11 protein-coding genes and 9 tRNA genes are annotated in these 16,282 nt (G+C 64.2%); 17 read left to right on the top strand and 3 right to left on the bottom strand.

Annotation, left to right across the window (positions count from 1 at the left end):
• Nucleotides 1–16: 16 nt before the first annotated feature.
• The 17 genes from alaS to QM707_RS00440 all read left to right on the top strand — a co-directional run bounded on the left by alaS (nucleotide 17) and on the right by QM707_RS00440 (nucleotide 13,303).
• The gene (gene alaS / locus QM707_RS00520; protein ID WP_414999917.1) at nucleotides 17–2,683 is read left to right on the top strand and encodes an alanine--tRNA ligase; all 2,667 of its coding nucleotides are present in this window, start codon (nucleotides 17–19) and stop codon (nucleotides 2,681–2,683) included.
• A 136-nt stretch (nucleotides 2,684–2,819) separates the two neighbouring features.
• Complete coding sequence (csrA, locus tag QM707_RS00515) at nucleotides 2,820–3,038, top strand: carbon storage regulator CsrA (RefSeq protein ID WP_414999916.1); 219 nt, start codon at nucleotides 2,820–2,822, stop codon at nucleotides 3,036–3,038.
• A gap of 66 nt (nucleotides 3,039–3,104) precedes the next feature.
• A tRNA-Ser gene (locus tag QM707_RS00510) sits at nucleotides 3,105–3,197 on the top strand.
• Between the two features lie 521 nt (nucleotides 3,198–3,718).
• Nucleotides 3,719–3,795, top strand: a tRNA-Arg gene (locus QM707_RS00505).
• 132 nt (nucleotides 3,796–3,927) lie between these two features.
• Nucleotides 3,928–4,004: transfer RNA gene (locus tag QM707_RS00500), tRNA-Pro, on the top strand.
• A gap of 54 nt (nucleotides 4,005–4,058) precedes the next feature.
• Nucleotides 4,059–4,135 (top strand) — tRNA-Arg (locus tag QM707_RS00495).
• 54 nt (nucleotides 4,136–4,189) lie between these two features.
• Nucleotides 4,190–4,266: transfer RNA gene (locus tag QM707_RS00490), tRNA-His, on the top strand.
• A 54-nt stretch (nucleotides 4,267–4,320) separates the two neighbouring features.
• Nucleotides 4,321–4,396 (top strand) — tRNA-Lys (locus QM707_RS00485).
• A gap of 35 nt (nucleotides 4,397–4,431) precedes the next feature.
• Nucleotides 4,432–4,516 (top strand) — tRNA-Leu (locus QM707_RS00480).
• Nucleotides 4,517–4,602: 86 nt separating this feature from the next.
• Complete coding sequence (tig, locus tag QM707_RS00475; protein WP_414999915.1) at nucleotides 4,603–5,901, top strand: trigger factor; 1,299 nt, start codon at nucleotides 4,603–4,605, stop codon at nucleotides 5,899–5,901.
• 53 nt (nucleotides 5,902–5,954) lie between these two features.
• On the top strand, nucleotides 5,955–6,578 hold the full coding sequence (clpP, locus tag QM707_RS00470) for an ATP-dependent Clp endopeptidase proteolytic subunit ClpP (protein ID WP_414999914.1): 624 nt from the start codon (nucleotides 5,955–5,957) through the stop codon (nucleotides 6,576–6,578).
• 126 nt (nucleotides 6,579–6,704) lie between these two features.
• Nucleotides 6,705–7,988, top strand: coding sequence for an ATP-dependent Clp protease ATP-binding subunit ClpX (gene clpX, locus QM707_RS00465; protein WP_414999913.1), 1,284 nt, complete (start codon nucleotides 6,705–6,707; stop codon nucleotides 7,986–7,988).
• 185 nt (nucleotides 7,989–8,173) lie between these two features.
• On the top strand, nucleotides 8,174–10,615 hold the full coding sequence (gene lon / locus QM707_RS00460; RefSeq protein ID WP_414999912.1) for an endopeptidase La: 2,442 nt from the start codon (nucleotides 8,174–8,176) through the stop codon (nucleotides 10,613–10,615).
• 88 nt (nucleotides 10,616–10,703) lie between these two features.
• Nucleotides 10,704–11,081, top strand: a complete 378-nt coding sequence (locus QM707_RS00455; RefSeq protein WP_414999911.1) for an HU family DNA-binding protein — start codon at nucleotides 10,704–10,706, stop codon at nucleotides 11,079–11,081.
• Between the two features lie 11 nt (nucleotides 11,082–11,092).
• A tRNA-Val gene (locus QM707_RS00450) sits at nucleotides 11,093–11,167 on the top strand.
• A gap of 22 nt (nucleotides 11,168–11,189) precedes the next feature.
• Nucleotides 11,190–11,266 (top strand) — tRNA-Asp (locus tag QM707_RS00445).
• A gap of 78 nt (nucleotides 11,267–11,344) precedes the next feature.
• Entirely contained in the window at nucleotides 11,345–13,303 is a 1,959-nt protein-coding gene (locus tag QM707_RS00440) for a SurA N-terminal domain-containing protein (protein ID WP_414999910.1), read from the top strand.
• A gap of 68 nt (nucleotides 13,304–13,371) precedes the next feature.
• Here QM707_RS00440 and QM707_RS00435 read toward each other — a convergent pair whose 3' ends face one another.
• The 3 genes from QM707_RS00435 to gloB form a co-directional block, all read right to left on the bottom strand.
• Nucleotides 13,372–14,163 (bottom strand): enoyl-ACP reductase, encoded by a 792-nt coding sequence (locus QM707_RS00435; protein ID WP_414999909.1) that lies wholly within the window; start codon nucleotides 14,161–14,163, stop codon nucleotides 13,372–13,374.
• 103 nt (nucleotides 14,164–14,266) lie between these two features.
• The gene (locus tag QM707_RS00430) at nucleotides 14,267–15,502 is read right to left on the bottom strand and encodes a transglycosylase SLT domain-containing protein (RefSeq protein ID WP_414999908.1); all 1,236 of its coding nucleotides are present in this window, start codon (nucleotides 15,500–15,502) and stop codon (nucleotides 14,267–14,269) included.
• Entirely contained in the window at nucleotides 15,499–16,269 is a 771-nt protein-coding gene (gene gloB / locus QM707_RS00425) for a hydroxyacylglutathione hydrolase (protein WP_414999907.1), read from the bottom strand. Before gloB ends, QM707_RS00430 begins: the two co-directional genes overlap by 4 nt.
• Between the last annotated feature and the right edge of the window lie 13 nt (nucleotides 16,270–16,282).

The raw sequence follows: 16,282 nt of genomic DNA, 5'->3' as shown, positions 1-16,282 counted from the left end.
CCAAAGATTCTTACCCATGACTGCCAGCGCCATCCGTTCGAGTGCGCAGATCCGCAAGGATTTCCTCGACTTCTTCGCTTCCAAGGGCCACACCATCGTGCCCTCCAGCCCGCTCGTTCCGGGCAACGACCCGACCCTGCTGTTCACCAACGCCGGCATGGTGCAGTTCAAGGACGTATTCCTCGGCGCGGAAAAACGCAGCTACAAGCGTGCGGTCAGCTCGCAGCGGTGCGTACGCGCTGGCGGCAAGCACAACGACCTCGACCAGGTGGGTTATACCGCGCGGCATCACACCTTTTTCGAGATGCTGGGCAACTTCAGCTTCGGCGACTATTTCAAGCACGACGCCATCGTCTTCGCCTGGGAGCTGCTGACCGGCATCTGGCAACTTCCGAAAGACAAGCTGCTCGTGACCGTCTATCACACGGACGACGAAGCCTTCGACATCTGGAACAAGGTGGTCGGTTTGCCGGCGGACCGCATCATCCGCATCGGCGACAACAAGGGCGCACCCTTCGCGTCCGATAATTTCTGGCAGATGGCCGATACCGGCCCCTGCGGCCCTTGTACCGAGATCTTCTTCGACCACGGCGCGCACATCCCGGGTGGGCCTCCGGGCTCGCCCGATGAAGACGGCGACCGTTTCATCGAGATATGGAACAACGTGTTCATGCAGTTCGATCGCCAGCCCGACGGCACGCTGTTGCCCTTGCCGGCGCCGTGCGTGGACACCGGTATGGGGCTGGAGCGCGTGTCGGCGGTGCTGCAACACGTGCACAGCAATTACGAGATCGACCTCTTCCAGCACCTGATCAAGGCCGCCGCGAGGCTCACGGAAACGCAGGACCTGGATAACAAGTCGCTGCGCGTGATCGCCGACCACATCCGTGCCTGTTCCTTTCTGATCGTCGACGGCGTACTGCCCTCGAACGAAGGGCGCGGTTACGTGTTGCGCCGGATCATTCGTCGTGCCGTACGCCATTTCTGGAAGCTCGGCAGCCTGAAGACCGATGGCCTTTTCTGGCGCATGGTGCAGCCCCTCGTCGAAATGATGGGCGAGGCCTACCCCGAATTGCGCGCGAAGCAAGCGCTCGTGGAGCAAGCGCTCAAGGCCGAGGAAGCGGCGTTCGCCGCTACCCTCGACGCCGGCATGATGCGATTGGAGTCGGCGCTCGCGGCCGGTGGCGGCAGGATCGACGGCGAGCAGCTTTTCCAGCTTCACGACACCTACGGATGCCCGCCCGACTTGATCGTCGACATCCTGCGCGAGAAGGGAACCTCCCTGGCCGACGGGGCGGAGAAGCAATACGAAGCGTTGATGGAACAGCAGCGCGAGCGCGCCCGCGCGGCCAGCAAGTTCGCTGGCGGCACCGCCTTGCCCGCCGACCTCGTGGCTTCCCTGCACGCCACCGAGTTCCTGGGCTACGAGACATTGGAGGCCGATGGTTGCCGTATCGTCGCCCTGCTCAGGGACGGCAAGCCCGTGCCGTCCATCGCGGCTGGCGATGAAGCCATCGTGGTGCTCGATCGCACGCCGTTCTATGCCGAGTCCGGCGGCCAGGTCGGCGACACCGGCGTGTTGCTCGATCCGGGCAGCGATCATTTCGATGTCGCCGATACGATCAAGCTGTCGGCGATCTTCCACGGCCATGCCGGGAAATTGACGCAGGGCGCGTTGAAGGTCGGCGACAAGATATCCGCGCGCGTGGACGGCTCGCGTCGACAGGCGACGGTGCTGAACCATTCGGCCACCCATTTGCTGCATGCGGCGCTGCGCAGCGTGCTCGGAGAGCACGTCACGCAGAAGGGTTCGCTGGTGGCGCCCGATCGTCTGCGTTTCGACTTCTCGCATTTCCAACCGATCAGTGCGGCGGAGCTGGCACGCATCGAGGCGATGGTGAACGACGAGATCCGCCGCAATGCCGAGGCCGAAGTGCATCACATGGGAATGCAAGAAGCGATCGATTTCGGCGCCATGGCGCTGTTCGGCGAAAAATACGGCGAACGCGTGCGCGTGTTGCGCATGGGCGAATTCTCCACGGAGCTGTGCGGCGGCACGCACGTGCACCACACCGGCGACATCGGCGTGTTCAAGATCCTGTCCGAAGGTGGCGTCGCGGCGGGCGTGCGACGCATCGAGGCCACGACTGGCGCCGGCGCGCTGGCTTATTTCAACGAGCAGGAGCGGCGCCTCGAGCAGGCGGCGGAGCTGATCGGCGCGCGCAGCGACGATGTCGTCGAGAAATTGCGGCAACTACTCGACCGCCAGAAGAAGCTCGAGCGCGAGATCGAGTCCTTCAAGGCCAAGGCCGCCGCGGGCGCGACATCCGATCTTGCCGGCGGCGCGATCGACCTCGGCGGCGTGAAACTGGTCGCTGCCCGGCTTGAGGGCCTGGACGCCAAGGCGCTGCGCGATGCCGTCGATACGCTGAAAAGCAGGCTGAGCGATGCCGTGATCCTGCTTGCCTCGGCGGAAGGCGGGAAAGCCTCCCTGATTGCCGGTGTCCAGGGTTCGGCCCTGGGCAAGGTCAAGGCGGGGGAATTGCTGTCGCATGTCGCCAACCAGATCGGCGGCAAGGGCGGCGGTCGGCCGGATATGGCGCAAGGGGGCGGACAGGACGGCCCAGCCTTGCTGGCAGCCCTGGACGGGGTGCGCGACTGGGTGGCCCAGCGCCTGCAATGACCCTGCGGCCGGGGATGGCCTCGTTGCGCCCCGGCAGGTGGAGTTCTAACATCAGCTGAACCGCGCCTGGGGCGCGGTCAGGCGCCGCGGCTGTTCGGCCCGCGGACCGGTGCACGGATGTATCGGGAGTTAGGCCATGCTGATTCTTACGCGGAGGGTGGGTGAGACCCTCATGATCGGTGACTCCGTCACGGTCACGGTGTTGGGCGTGAAGGGCAATCAGGTGCGGATCGGCATCACGGCGCCGAAAGACGTTGCCGTGCACAGAGAAGAGATTTTCCAACGCCTGCAGAAGGACGAGGCGGGTGCGGCCGCGCGGAGCGAAGGCAACGACGCTTTGCCGAAAGAGGATTGAGCGAGTATCCTAGCGCGCCTTCCGGTTGGCTTCGCGCGTTGGCGCAAGCACCGATGGATCGATTCTGGAGTGATGCCCGAGAGGCCGAAGGGGCTCCCCTGCTAAGGGAGTATAGGGTCAAAAGCTCTATCGAGGGTTCGAATCCCTCTCACTCCGCCAGAAAAGAAAACGCCCCTTGTGGGCGTTTTTCTTTTTCTGCAGAGAGGGGATGAGAACCCGAAGGTTCGACTGATCGGCAGGAATGCCGATCAGCACGGCGGAGCCGCCCCTAAGGGGCGAGGGCCAGGGATGGCCCGAGTGAATCCCTCTCACTCCGCCAGAAAAGAAAACGCCCCTTGTGGGCGTTTTTCTTTTCTGCAGAGAGGGGATGAGAACCCGAAGGTTCGACTGATCGGCAGGAATGCCGATCAGCACGGCGGAGCCGCCCCTAAGGGGCGAGGGCCAGGGATGGCCCGAGTGAATCCCTCTCACTCCGCCAGAAAAGAAAACGCCCCTTGTGGGCGTTTTTCTTTTCCGCGTCGTGCAATTGGAACCGGTGCATTCGAGGTCGTGCCGGATTGCGTGTGTGATGCCCGGCACAGCACCTGTGCGGCGACTCCACGGTGGCCACATGCTTCGCCCAGGAGATGCCTGCCCATGTTGACGCGAAAAACCGGCTCCTTCATAATTCCGCTTCTGCTGCGCCCGTAGCTCAGCTGGATAGAGCACCAGGCTACGAACTTGGTGGTCGGGAGTTCGAATCTCTCCGGGCGCGCCACTTTTGCTTCAGGCGAAACAAGACAGGTGCTTCGGCACCTTTTTTGTTCGCGGCGGTAGCGACGGATTTGCGGGGGTCGGCTTCGGCACCTTAAAGTATCTCCAAGGCGGTTCCGGCCAGCCTGGGCAGCTTCGGGGTATAGCGCAGTCTGGTAGCGCGCCTGCTTTGGGAGCAGGATGTCGGGGGTTCGAATCCCTCTACCCCGACCATCCCGGTCCGGCGCAGTCGCGGTTCCCGAGGCTTCCGTGCACAATCCCGGCCGAGCGCCCGTAGCTCAACCGGATAGAGCACCGGCCTTCTAAGCCGGCGGTTACAGGTTCGATTCCTGTCGGGCGCGCCAGACGCGGCGGCAGGACCAGGTTCCGGGGTCATGCCCTGGAACGACAAAATTGTGGTGGATGTAGCTCAGTCGGTTAGAGCATCGGATTGTGATTCCGAGGGTCGCGGGTTCGAGTCCCGTCTTCCACCCCAGCTACCGGTGCGGCATAATGCCGCGTCCGCTGCCGTAACGGCAGGAAAGAGATTGGGCCGTTAGCTCAGTTGGTAGAGCAGTTGACTCTTAATCAATAGGTCGAAGGTTCGAATCCTTCACGGCCCACCAACTCTTTTCTGTCCGATCGACACCCGCGCGGCCAAGCGAAAGTGGCGGAATTGGTAGACGCCCTGGATTTAGGTTCCAGTGGGGAAACCCGTGTGGGTTCGAGTCCCACCTTTCGCACCAGACGCTTGCGTCGGCGCGTGGGACGACTCGGCTCTACGCGGGTTTTTTATTTTGCGCGCCCGGCCGGCGCGCTCCCAGGAGTTGTTATGCAAGTTTCGCTCGAAAACATCGCCAACCTCGAACGCCGCATGACGGTGTCCCTGCCCGCCGAACGCCTCGACGGCGTCGTCGACAATCGCCTGCGCGAAATCGCCCGCACCGCCAACCTGAAGGGATTCCGTCCCGGCAAGGTACCGGCCAAGGTCATCGAACAGCGCTTCGGCGCGCAGGTTCGCGCCGAGGCTTTCGGCGAACTCGTGCGTGAGACCTTCGACCAGGCCGTGCGCCAGGAAAACCTGCAGCCGGCCACCAATCCCGATATCCGCCGCGAAGCCGAAGAGGCCAAGGGCGAGATCCGCTATACGGCGACTTTCGAAGTGGTTCCCGACTTCGGCACCATCGACGTGAGCAAGCTCAAGTTCGAGCGCGCCCATGCTACGGTCGAAGACAGCGATGTCGACAACATGATCGAAACGCTGCGCCAGCAGCGCCGCACCTGGAATCCGGTGGACCGCGGCGCCCAGGCCGGCGATTTCGTTCGCGTCGATACGCATGCCGAAACCGCCGTCCAGCGCATTCCTGCCGCTGGCGTCGAACAGGGCGCGACCGTGCTCGGTTCTAACGTTCTCTACCCGGAAATCGAAACCCAGCTCGTCGGCATGAGCGCCGGCGACGAGAAGACGATCGAAACCAACTTCCCGGGCGACTGGCGCGTACCGGCCCTGGCCGGCCATACCGCGAAGGTCACCGTGAAGGTCGTGCAGGTTTCCGAGCCGGTCGTTCCGGAAGTGGACGAGGCCTTCATCCGCAGCTTCGGCGTCAAGAGCGGCAAGCCGGAGCAGTTCCGCAAGGAAGTGCGCTCCAACCTCGAGCGCGAGCTCAAGGGCACCTTGATGAACAGGCTGCGCGTGGAAGTGGCGACCAAGCTGGTCGAGGCGCATGCCCACGTCGAACTGCCCCCGCGCATGGTCGAAGGCGAGGCTCGCGCTCTGGCCAACGCCGCCGCCGAACAGGCGCGTCAGCAGGGCCAGGACGTGAAGATGTTGCCGGACAATTTCCTGATTCCGGCGCGTAACCGCGTGGCCGCCGGCCTGCTCGTCGGCGAGATCGCCCGCCAGAACGACATCGCCCTGGACACGGGCCGCGTTCGCGAGACGATGAACCTGATCGCGTCGACCTACGAAGAGCCGGCTCAGGTCATTGAACTTTACCGGAACGATCCCAATCTCATGCGTGGCCTGCAGAATCGAGTGCTGGAAGAGCAGGTCATGGACTGGGTCGCCGAGCGCGCCGACGCCACCGATCGCAACCTCAGCTTCGCCGAGGTCATGCGTCCGGCCGGCTGATCAGCGAATCCGCAGGCCCGGCCATCCCGGGCCAGCATGCGTCAGGAGTTGAGATGAACGAAACCAAGGGTCTGAATCTGGTGCCGATGGTGGTCGAACAGACCAGCCGCGGCGAACGCGCGTTCGATATCTATTCGCGCCTCCTGAAGGAACGCGTCATCTTCCTCGTCGGGCCCATCGACGACTACATGGCCAATGTGGTGGTCGCCCAGCTGTTGTTCCTCGAAGCGGACAACCCCGAGAAGGACATCAGCCTGTACATCAATTCGCCGGGCGGCATCGTCACCGCCGGCCTGGCGATCTACGACACGCTGCGCTTCATCAAGCCCGATGTCAGCACCATCTGCGTCGGCCAGGCCTGCAGCATGGGTTCCTTCCTGCTGGCCGCCGGCGCGAAGGGCAAGCGCTACATCCTCCCGAACTCGCGCGTGATGATCCACCAGCCTTCCGGCGGCGCGCAGGGCCAGGCCACCGATATCGCGATCCAGGCCAAGGAAATCCTGTACCTGCGCGAAAGGCTGAACGCCGAGCTTGCCGCCAATACCGGCCAGCCGCTGGACAAGATCGAGCGCGATGTCGAGCGCGACTATTTCATGTCCGCCGAAGAAGCCCGGGCCTATGGCGTCGTCGACGCGGTCCTCGATCGCCGCCCCGAAGACAGCATCCAGGCCGCCTGATCACACCGTACGCAGGCCCGCACGGCGCCGTTCCTGCCCTGACCAGGGGTCGGGTGGGACGCCGGGCGGCCTGTGCTATCCTCGATTCGACCCCGTTTCAGGCCCCAAGGGCAGGGTAAACAAGCAATGACTGACGACCGTCAGAGCCGTTCCGGCGACAGCAGCAAGATCCTGTACTGCTCCTTCTGCGGCAAGAGCCAGCACGAAGTCCGCAAGTTGATCGCCGGCCCCAGCGTGTTCATCTGCGATGAATGCGTCGAGCTGTGCAACGACATCATCCGCGAGGAGCTCGAGGAAAAGGCGCACGCGGCGCGCAGCCACCTGCCGAAGCCGCGCGAGATCCTCGACGTGCTCGACCAGTACGTCATCGGCCAGCCGCGGGCGAAGAAAACGCTCTCCGTGGCCGTCTACAACCATTACAAGCGCATCGAGTCGCGTCTGAAGAACGACGACATCGAGCTGTCGAAGTCCAACATCCTGCTGATCGGTCCGACCGGTTCGGGCAAGACCTTGCTCGCCGAGACGCTGGCGCGCCTGCTCAACGTGCCGTTCACGATCGCCGACGCGACGACGCTGACCGAAGCCGGCTATGTCGGCGAGGACGTCGAGAACATCATCCAGAAGCTGTTGCAGAAGTGCGATTACGACGTCGAGAAGGCGCAGAACGGCATCGTCTACATCGACGAGATCGACAAGATCTCGCGCAAGAGCGAGAACCCGTCGATCACCCGCGACGTGTCCGGCGAAGGCGTGCAGCAGGCGCTGCTCAAGCTCATCGAGGGCACTGTCGCCTCGGTGCCGCCGCAGGGCGGACGCAAGCATCCGCAGCAGGAGTTCCTGCAGGTCGACACGCGCAACATGCTGTTCATCTGCGGCGGCGCGTTCGCCGGCCTGGACAAGATCGTCCAGCAGCGCAGCACCGAAGCCGGCGGCATCGGTTTCGGCGCCAAGGTCAAGAGCAGCGAACGCAAGGCTGATACCAGCAAGCTGTTGTTCGACGTCGAGCCCGAGGACCTGATCAAGTTCGGCCTCATCCCCGAGTTCGTCGGCCGCTTGCCCGTGGTCGCGACGCTGGAGGAACTCGACGAACAGGCCCTGGTGAAGATACTGACCGAGCCGAAGAACGCCATCAGCAAGCAGTTCCGCAAGCTGTTCGAGATGGAGAACGTCGATCTCGAGATCCGTCCGGATGCCTTGCTCGCCGTCGCCCGCAAGGCGATGAAGCGCAAGACCGGCGCGCGCGGCCTGCGCACGATCCTGGAGTCGGTGTTGCTCGACACCATGTTCGACTTGCCGTCGCTGGAGAACGTCAGCAAGGTCGTGGTGGACGAGTCGGTGATCAACCACCAGACCGAGCCCTACCTGATCTACAGCAACGCGCCGGCGCCGAAGGCCGCGTCCGGCGACTGAACGCCGGTGTGATGATTGCCTGAACGGGCCGGCTTGCCGGCCCGTTTCGTTTTTCCGCCGGTCGTCGTATCTTGCTTGCAAGCGCGTCGCGTCGCCCCCATGTGCGGGGAAAGGCCGGTTCAGGTCGCGGCGCGATGGGCGTGCCCCGATAATGTCGTTGTACGACGCCGGATACAGGAGCACTGATGGAAAGCGCCGCTTCCACCCCGAAACGAGTCGATTTGCCGGTATTGCCGCTGCGCGATGTCGTCGTCTATCCGCACATGGTCATCCCGTTGTTCGTCGGGCGCGATCGTTCGATCAAGGCCCTCGATCTGGCCATGGAAGCGGACAAGCAGATTCTGCTGGTGGCGCAGAAGAGTCCCGATGTCGACAACCCCGACAGCAAGGATCTCTACGCGGTCGGAACCCTGGCGACGGTCCTGCAGTTGCTCAAGCTGCCGGACGGCACGATCAAGGTGCTCGTCGAAGGCGTTTCGCGCGTGGCGATGGACGGCTACGGCGAGCGTGAGGAGGCGCTCACCGGTACCGGGCTCACGCTCGACTCGCGCTACGAACGCGACGAGCGCGAGATGGAAGTGGTGCTGCGCTCGTTGATGGGCCTGTTCGAGCAGTACGTGAAGACCAACCGGCGACTGCCGCCGGAATTGTTGTCGACGTTGTCCGGCATCGAAGACCCCAGCCGGGTCGCGGACACCATCGCGGCGCACCTCGGCGCGCGCCTGGCCGACAAGCAGAAGCTGCTCGAAGTGCTCGACGTCGGCGAGCGCCTGGAAATGCTGATCGGCCTGGTCGACGGCGAGATCGACGTGCAGCAGATCGAGAAGCGCATCCGCGGCCGGGTGAAGTCTCAGATGGAGCGCAGCCAACGCGAGTACTACCTAAACGAGCAGATGAAGGCCATCCAGAAGGAGCTCGGCGACCTGGACGAGGCGCCGAACGAACTGGACGAGCTGGCCAAGAAGATCGCCGCCGCCGGCATGCCGAAAGCGGTGGAAGCCAAGGCCCGTACCGAATTCAACAAGCTCAAGCAGATGTCGCCGATGTCGGCCGAAGCGACGGTCGTGCGCAATTACCTCGACTGGCTGCTGGGCGTGCCGTGGAAGAAGCGCAGCAAGGTGCGCAAGGATCTCAAGGCCGCCGAGCAGGTGCTGGACACCGACCATTACGGGCTCGAGAAGGTCAAGGAGCGCATCCTCGAATATCTCGCCGTGCAGTCGCGCGTGAAGCAGATGAAAGGCCCGATCCTTTGCCTGGTTGGACCGCCGGGCGTCGGCAAGACCTCGCTCGGCCAGAGCATCGCCAAGGCCACGAACCGCAAGTTCGTGCGCATGTCGCTTGGCGGCGTGCGCGACGAGGCCGAGATCCGCGGGCACCGGCGCACCTACATCGGTTCGATGCCCGGCCGCATCGTGCAGAACCTCAACAAGACCGGCAGCCGCAACCCGCTGTTCATGCTCGACGAAATCGACAAGATGAGCATGGACTTCCGCGGCGATCCGTCGTCGGCCTTGCTCGAGGTGCTCGATCCGGAACAGAACCACAGTTTCAACGATCATTACCTCGAGGTCGATCTGGACCTGTCGGAAGTGATGTTCGTGGCCACCTCCAATTCGCTGAACATCCCGGGCCCGCTGCTCGATCGCATGGAGGTGATCCGCATCCCGGGCTACACCGAAGAAGAAAAGCTCAATATCGCCCAACGCTATTTGTTGCCAAAACAACTGAAAGGCAACGGTCTGAAGGAGGGCGAGCTCGATATCCAGGAATCGGCGTTGCGCGACATCGTTCGCTACTACACGCGCGAATCCGGCGTGCGCAACCTCGAGCGCGAGATCGCCAAGATTTCGCGCAAGGTGGTCAAGGAGATAGCCCTGGCCGGCCCGCAGACGGGCAAGAAGGGCGGTAAGCCGCGCGCCATCCAGGTCACGTCCAAGAACCTCGACAAGTATCTCGGCGTGCAGCGTTTCGATTTCGGCCGCGCCGAAGCCGAGCACGAGATCGGCCTCGTCACAGGACTGGCCTGGACCGAGGTCGGCGGAGACCTGTTGCAGATCGAAGCCACCTTGCTCCCGGGCAAGGGTCAGCTGATCCTGACCGGGCAGCTGGGCGACGTGATGCAGGAATCGGTGAAGGCGGCTTACAGCGTCGTGCGCGCGCGCAGCGAGCGCCTGGGCATCAATGCGCAGTTCCACGAGAAGTACGACACCCACGTGCATGTGCCCGAAGGCGCCACGCCGAAGGACGGCCCCAGCGCCGGCATCGCGATGGTCACGGCCTTGGTGTCGGTGTTGTCCGGCGTGCCGGTACGCTCCGACGTCGCCATGACCGGCGAGATCACCCTGCGCGGCCGGGTGCTGCCCATCGGCGGTCTCAAGGAAAAGCTGTTGGCGGCGCTGCGCGGCGGCATCAAGACCGTGATCATTCCCGAAGAGAACCGCAAGGATCTTGCCGACATTCCGAAGAACGTCACGCAAGGCCTTGAGATCGTTCCGGTGAAGTGGATCGATCAAGTCCTGGACATCGCGTTGATCCATCCGCTCGCTCCGCATGGCGAAACCAAAGCGCCCGGCGTTGAGACCACGCCCTCGGTTTCGGAACAGAACGACAACCTGCGGGCGCATTGAACAACGCGAGAAAAACGCCGGAAAGCCGCTGGTGGCGCGGCTTTCCGGTTGCGCGCCGATATGCGCGCTGGTATAAAGTTTTCAACCGATGGCGCTGCCCGCAGCAGCGCCGAGGTACAGGAGGAGCGATCCGCGCGCAGCGCGGCATCGAATACACGAACCGCGGATACCCCATCCGCCCAGGGAGTCACGAATGAACAAAAACGAACTTGTCAGCGCCGTCGCCGATGCCGCCGAACTGTCCAAGGCCGACGCCGGACGCGCCATCGATGCGGCGATCGAAGTCATCAAGAAGTCCTTGAAGAAAGGCGACGACGTCACCCTGGTGGGTTTCGGTACCTTCACGGTTCGCAAGCGCGCCGCCCGCGACGGTCGTAACCCCCAGACCGGCGAGACCATCAAGATCAAGGCCTCCAAGAACCCCGTGTTCAAGGCTGGCAAAGCCCTCAAGGATGCCGTAAACTAGTCGTCTCCCTGGGGTGCTTAGCTCAGCGGTAGAGCGTCTCCCTTACACGGAGAGGGTCGGGGGTTCGAAACCCTCAGCACCCACCAAGCACCCCTGGTAAAGAAACGCGGAGTGGTAGTTCAGTCGGTTAGAATGCTGGCCTGTCACGCCGGAGGTCGCGGGTTCGAGTCCCGTCCACTCCGCCATACCCCGAGGGCGCCCTAGCAGGCGCCCTTGTTTTTTACGGCCCGTCCGTCGGCACCGATCACACTGGCGAAAAAACTATGCTGCAGAGCATTCGCGAAAAAACCTCAGGCTGGATCGCCACCATCATCCTCGGGCTGATCATCCTGACGATGGCCTTTTTCGGCATCGAGACTTACCTCACGCCGGACGTCGAAAACTATGCCGCACGCATCGAGGGCCCGGCGAAGTTCCTCAGCTTCGGCAAGCAGACCAAGGACGTCGGCACGAACGAGTTCCGCGCCCGGTTCGACGCGATGCGTGCGCGCGAGCGCCAGTCCCAGGGCGAGAATTTCAACGCGGCCGAATTCGAGACGGTGGAGAACAAGCGCCGCATCCTCGACATGCTGATCGACGAAGCCCTGCTGGCGATGGTCGCCGAGCGCGACGGCATCGTGGTTCCGGACTCGGTGGTGCAGAAGGAGATCATGGGCATCGAATCCTTCCAGACCAACGGCAAGTTCGACGCCACCCAATACCAGCTGGCCTTGCAGATGCAGCAGCCGCCGGTGACGCCGCAACAGTTCCAGCAGCAGGTGCGCGAAGGCCTGCAGAAGGAACTGCTTCCCCGCCAGATTTCCGAGTCGGCGGTCGCCGGCGAGAAGGAGCTCGCGGAGTTCATCCGCCTCAGCGGCCAGAAGCGCGATGCGCGCGCGCTGGAAGTGCCGGTAGCCACGATTCCGCCGATGCCGCCGACCGACGCCGAGATCAAGGCCTGGTACGACGGTCATGCCGCCAAGTACCGCAGCGAGGAAAGCGTCGCCATCGAGTACGTGGAGCTGGATGCCGCCAACGTGGCGGTCGACGTGGTCGCCGACGAGAAGGCTCTGCTGGCGCGCTACGAAAGCGAGAAATCGCGATTCGGCGGATCGGAAGAACGTTATGTCGCCCACATCCTGGTCAAGGTCGACCCCAAGGCACCGGCTTCAGCCTGGGACGCGGCGCAGGCGAAAGCGCGCGACATCGCATCCAAGGCCCGTCTGCCGGGCGCCGATTTCGCCGCGCTGGCGCGCCAGTACTCCGACGACCTGGGTTCGAAGGACGGTGGTGGCGACCTTGGGCTGGTACAGAAGGACACCTTCGGCCAGGCTTTCGACAAAGCGGTTTTCGGCATGCAGCAAGGGCAGGTCAGCGATCCGGTGCGCATGCCCGAGGGCTGGAGCGTGATCCAGCTGCGCGAACTCAAGAGCACCGGCGCCGGCAAGAGTTTCGCCGAAGTCCGCGCGCAGCTCGAATCGGAATATCTCGAGGGCGAACGCGAGCGTCGCTTCAACGAAATCAGCGGCAAGCTCGTCGATGCCGTCTACGCCAACCCCGAGTCGCTGGCGACGGCGGCCAAGTCGGTGGGGCTGAGCGTGCAGCGCACGGGATCGTTCACCAGCAATCGCGGCGACGGCATTGCCGCGCTCGAACCGGTTCGCAAGGCCGCGTTCGCGGACGAGCAGAAGAACGAGCGCCAGGTCAGCGACCCGGTGGAGATTTCGCCGAACCACATCGTCGTGTTGCATGTGATCGAGCACAAGCCGTCGGCGGCCACGCCTTTGGCCCAGGTTCGCGATCGCGTGATCGGCGACGTCAATGCCGATCGCATCGCCAAGGCGACCAAGGCCAATGCCGAGGCGCTGTTGGCGCGCTTGAAGAAGGGCGAGAGCATGGACGCCCTGGCTGCCGAGCTCGGCGGCAAAGTATTCGAAATGCCGGGTCTGATGCGGCAGGCTGCCGCAACGCAACTGCCGCCGGCCCTGGTCGCGGAAGTTTTCCGCGTGGCGGCACCGAAGGGCGACCAGCTCGATGCGGGAATGGCCAAGTACGCGCCCGACCGCTACGCGCTGATCACGGTGACGAAGGTGACCGATGGCAACGTCAGCGAGCTCGACGCCGCCACTCGCGCGCGCGTGCTGGAACAGTTCGCCCAGGCGCGCGGTTTGGTCGACTTGCGCGCTTACGTGAAGTCACTGCGCAAGCAGTACACGATCAAGGTCGCCGAAGACAGGCTTTGAGTCTTGGCGCGACGACGAAAAAGGCCCGGTTTCCCGGGCCTTTTTCTTTGCGGCTTGGAGCGCGGCGTTCAGACGCCTTCGATGCCCGTCATTCCCAGCACGTTGTAACCGGCATCGACGTAGGTGACTTCGCCGGTGACGCCGGCGGCGAGGTCCGAGCAGAGGAAGGCCGCGACATTGCCGACGTCCTCGATCGTCACGCTGCGGCGCAGCGGCGCGTACTCTTCGACATGCGTCAGCATCTTGCGGAAGTTCGAGATGCCCGCCGCCGCCAGCGTCTTGATCGGCCCGGCCGAAATGGCATTGACGCGCGTGCCTTCCGGGCCGAGGTTCAGCGCCAAGTAGCGCACGCTGGCCTCGAGCGCCGCCTTGGCCACGCCCATCACGTTGTAGTTGGCCAGCGCGCGTTCCGCGCCCAGGTAGCTGAGCGTCAGGATGCTGCCGTTGCGACCTTGCATCATCGGGCGCGCGGCTTTCGCCAGGGCGGAAAGCGAGTAGGCCGAGATGTCGTGGGCGATACGGAAGTTCTCCCGGTTCAGGCCGGCCAGGTACTCGCCTTCGATGGCTTCGCGCGGCGCGAAGCCGATCGAATGCACGAGGATATCCAAGCCATCCCAGCGTCGGCCGAGGTCGGCGAAGCATTCGTCGATCTCGGCGTCGTTGGCGACGTCGAGCGGCAAGACGATGTCCGAGCCGTATTCGGCCGCGGCTTCCTGCACGCGCGACTTGAGTTTTTCGTTCTGATAGGTGAACGCCAGTTCGGCGCCTTCGCGACGCATCGCTTCGGCGATGCCGTTGGCGATCGAACGCTGGCTGGCGATGCCGGTGATCAGGGCGCGCTTGCCGCTCAGGAATCCCATGTCTTCTCCTTCGGGCCAGCGCCCTGTTGCCAATGCGAGTACTACGGCATCCGCCGCAGGACGGCTAGTTTGCCTGCTGCCCGTCCGTACCGCCAAGCATGGCTCAGGGCGAAACGAACAGTTGCTGGCCGGGACGCAGGACCGACCGGCGACCGAGCCGATTGATCTGGCGCAGGACGTCGATGCTCAGGCCATAGCGTTTGGCGATGGACCATAGCGTCTCTCCCGATCCGACTCGGTGCATACGTCGCTCGTCGACGGCAGGTTCCGGCGTGGGGTCCGAGGGCGCAGCGTCAGCCGCCAGCTGCGCCATGTCCGAACCCTGCGGCATGGGAAGAATGGCGGCCTGCATGCTTGCCGGCATCAGGATCAGGCGGGGTGCGCCAGCCACGAAGCGGCCGTGCTTGTGGCCGGGGTTGAGGCGACGCAAGCGGTCGTCGTCGAGGCCGCTCCCTGTCGCGAGCCGTTTCATCGAGTCGATGTCTTCGCCGACCAGGATGGGGGCAAGGCGATCGATCTGCGAATGCACGGGGAACGGCACCGTTTCGCGGCCGCGGCCACCCAGCAGGCAGGAGAGGGCCTGCAGCTTGTGCACATAGTTGTAGGTGATCGGCGACAGGCCGCGCGGCAGTCGTTTGGCGGCGGACACTTCGCGGTTGCCGTCGCGGCGGAACGAATTGATCAGGCGGTATTCGCCGGCGTTGTAAGCCATCACGGTGGCCTGCCACTCGCCGAACATGCCGTGCAGGGTTTCGAGATAGGAGAGCGCGGCGCGGGTGGATTCCACTGGCGACAGGCGCCCGTCGTAACCGTTGCGGATCGTTACCCCGTGGTTGCGCGCAGTGCTCGCGATCATCTGCCACATCCCGGCCGGACCGCCGATGCCGATCGCGTTGGGTTGGTACCAGCTTTCTATGATCGGAATCAGGGCGAATTCGCCGGGCAGATCCTGGCGCTCGATTTCCGAAAGCACGAACTCGAGCAGCGGCATGATCTGGGTGACGTGGTCGGCGAACGCGCGCGGGTTGTGCGCGTACTTCTTCTGCCAGGCCAATGCGTCGGGACCGGCATCGCAATCGGAAGGATCCAGACGCGCGGAGAGTCGGGCGAGCACGGCGCCGACGCGCAAATCGTCCGGCACCAGCGCCTGCGCAAGCTCGACCGGCGCTGGTTGCGCGGCCGCGTCCGTCTTCGGAGTGGCCATCGGCGGCGCATCGGTGGCGACCGGCGTTTCCGGCGCAGTCGCTGGTTCGCTGGAGGTAAGCGCCGGATCCTGGGCGAGCGCCGCCCCTGACAGCAACAGGCCGAGCGAAAGTGTGAGCGGACGTAGTCGGATCATGCGCGGAATCCGTCCTTCCAGGCGCGCAGTTCGGCAAACGCTTCAAGCCGCGAATCCAGCTTCCTGCCGCAATGCCGCTCGATGCTGGCGCGGAGCCCGGGCTCGTCGGTGCGCAGGAAGGGATTGCAGGCGCGTTCGATCCCGACCGTGCTCGGTAACGAAGGCCGCGCGGCGGCACGCAGCCCGCCCACGTGTTCCAGATAGCGATCGCGTGCCGGATTGTCCGGTTCGGCGGCTCGCGCGAATCGGCCGTTGGCCTCGGTGTATTCGTGCGTGCAGCAGACGAGGGTGTCGTCGGGCAATGCGCTCAGGCGGTCCAGCGAGCCGAGCATCTGCGCCGGCGTGCCTTCGAACAGTCGACCGCAGCCCAGGCTGAACAGCGTGTCGCCGCAGAACAGCCACTCGTCGGCTCGGAAGGCGATGTGGCTGCGGGTATGGCCGGGAACGTCGAAGACGTCGAAACTCAGATCCAATGCCTCCACCACCACGGTATCGCCCGCGCCGACGCGACGCGTTGCGATCGGGATGCGGGCGTCGTCCGGCGCGTAGCAGGGCAGGTCGCCCGTCGCCATCAGTCGTTCCAGGCCGCCGATATGGTCCGGATGGTGGTGCGTCACGAGGATGGCGACCGGCCGCAGCCCGGCCTGCATCTCGCGCAGGACCACCTCGGCATCGCCGGGGTCGACCACGACGGCCCGCCCGTCGCCGGTGGCCAGGGTCCAGATGTAGTTGTCTTCGAACGCCGGCAGCGGGCGCAGGGAAAGCATCTGAGCAGGTGAC

Origin of the sequence: Arenimonas sp. (genome assembly GCF_047602345.1) — a bacterium.
GTDB lineage: Bacteria > Pseudomonadota > Gammaproteobacteria > Xanthomonadales > Xanthomonadaceae > Arenimonas.
The sequence above is the reverse complement of the archived record's forward strand: the minus strand, read 5'-3'. Positions and strand labels throughout refer to the sequence as shown.

Coding starts and splice junctions, on each gene's coding strand:
- alaS (WP_414999917.1), top strand. CDS start 17: ATGACTGCCAGCGCCATCCGTTCGAGTGCGCAGATCCGCAAGGATTTC.
- csrA (WP_414999916.1), top strand. CDS start 2,820: ATGCTGATTCTTACGCGGAGGGTGGGTGAGACCCTCATGATCGGTGAC.
- tig (WP_414999915.1), top strand. CDS start 4,603: ATGCAAGTTTCGCTCGAAAACATCGCCAACCTCGAACGCCGCATGACG.
- clpP (WP_414999914.1), top strand. CDS start 5,955: ATGAACGAAACCAAGGGTCTGAATCTGGTGCCGATGGTGGTCGAACAG.
- clpX (WP_414999913.1), top strand. CDS start 6,705: ATGACTGACGACCGTCAGAGCCGTTCCGGCGACAGCAGCAAGATCCTG.
- lon (WP_414999912.1), top strand. CDS start 8,174: ATGGAAAGCGCCGCTTCCACCCCGAAACGAGTCGATTTGCCGGTATTG.
- QM707_RS00455 (WP_414999911.1), top strand. CDS start 10,704: ATGGCGCTGCCCGCAGCAGCGCCGAGGTACAGGAGGAGCGATCCGCGC.
- QM707_RS00440 (WP_414999910.1), top strand. CDS start 11,345: ATGCTGCAGAGCATTCGCGAAAAAACCTCAGGCTGGATCGCCACCATC.
- QM707_RS00435 (WP_414999909.1), bottom strand. CDS start 14,163: ATGGGATTCCTGAGCGGCAAGCGCGCCCTGATCACCGGCATCGCCAGC.
- QM707_RS00430 (WP_414999908.1), bottom strand. CDS start 15,502: ATGATCCGACTACGTCCGCTCACACTTTCGCTCGGCCTGTTGCTGTCA.
- gloB (WP_414999907.1), bottom strand. CDS start 16,269: ATGCTTTCCCTGCGCCCGCTGCCGGCGTTCGAAGACAACTACATCTGG.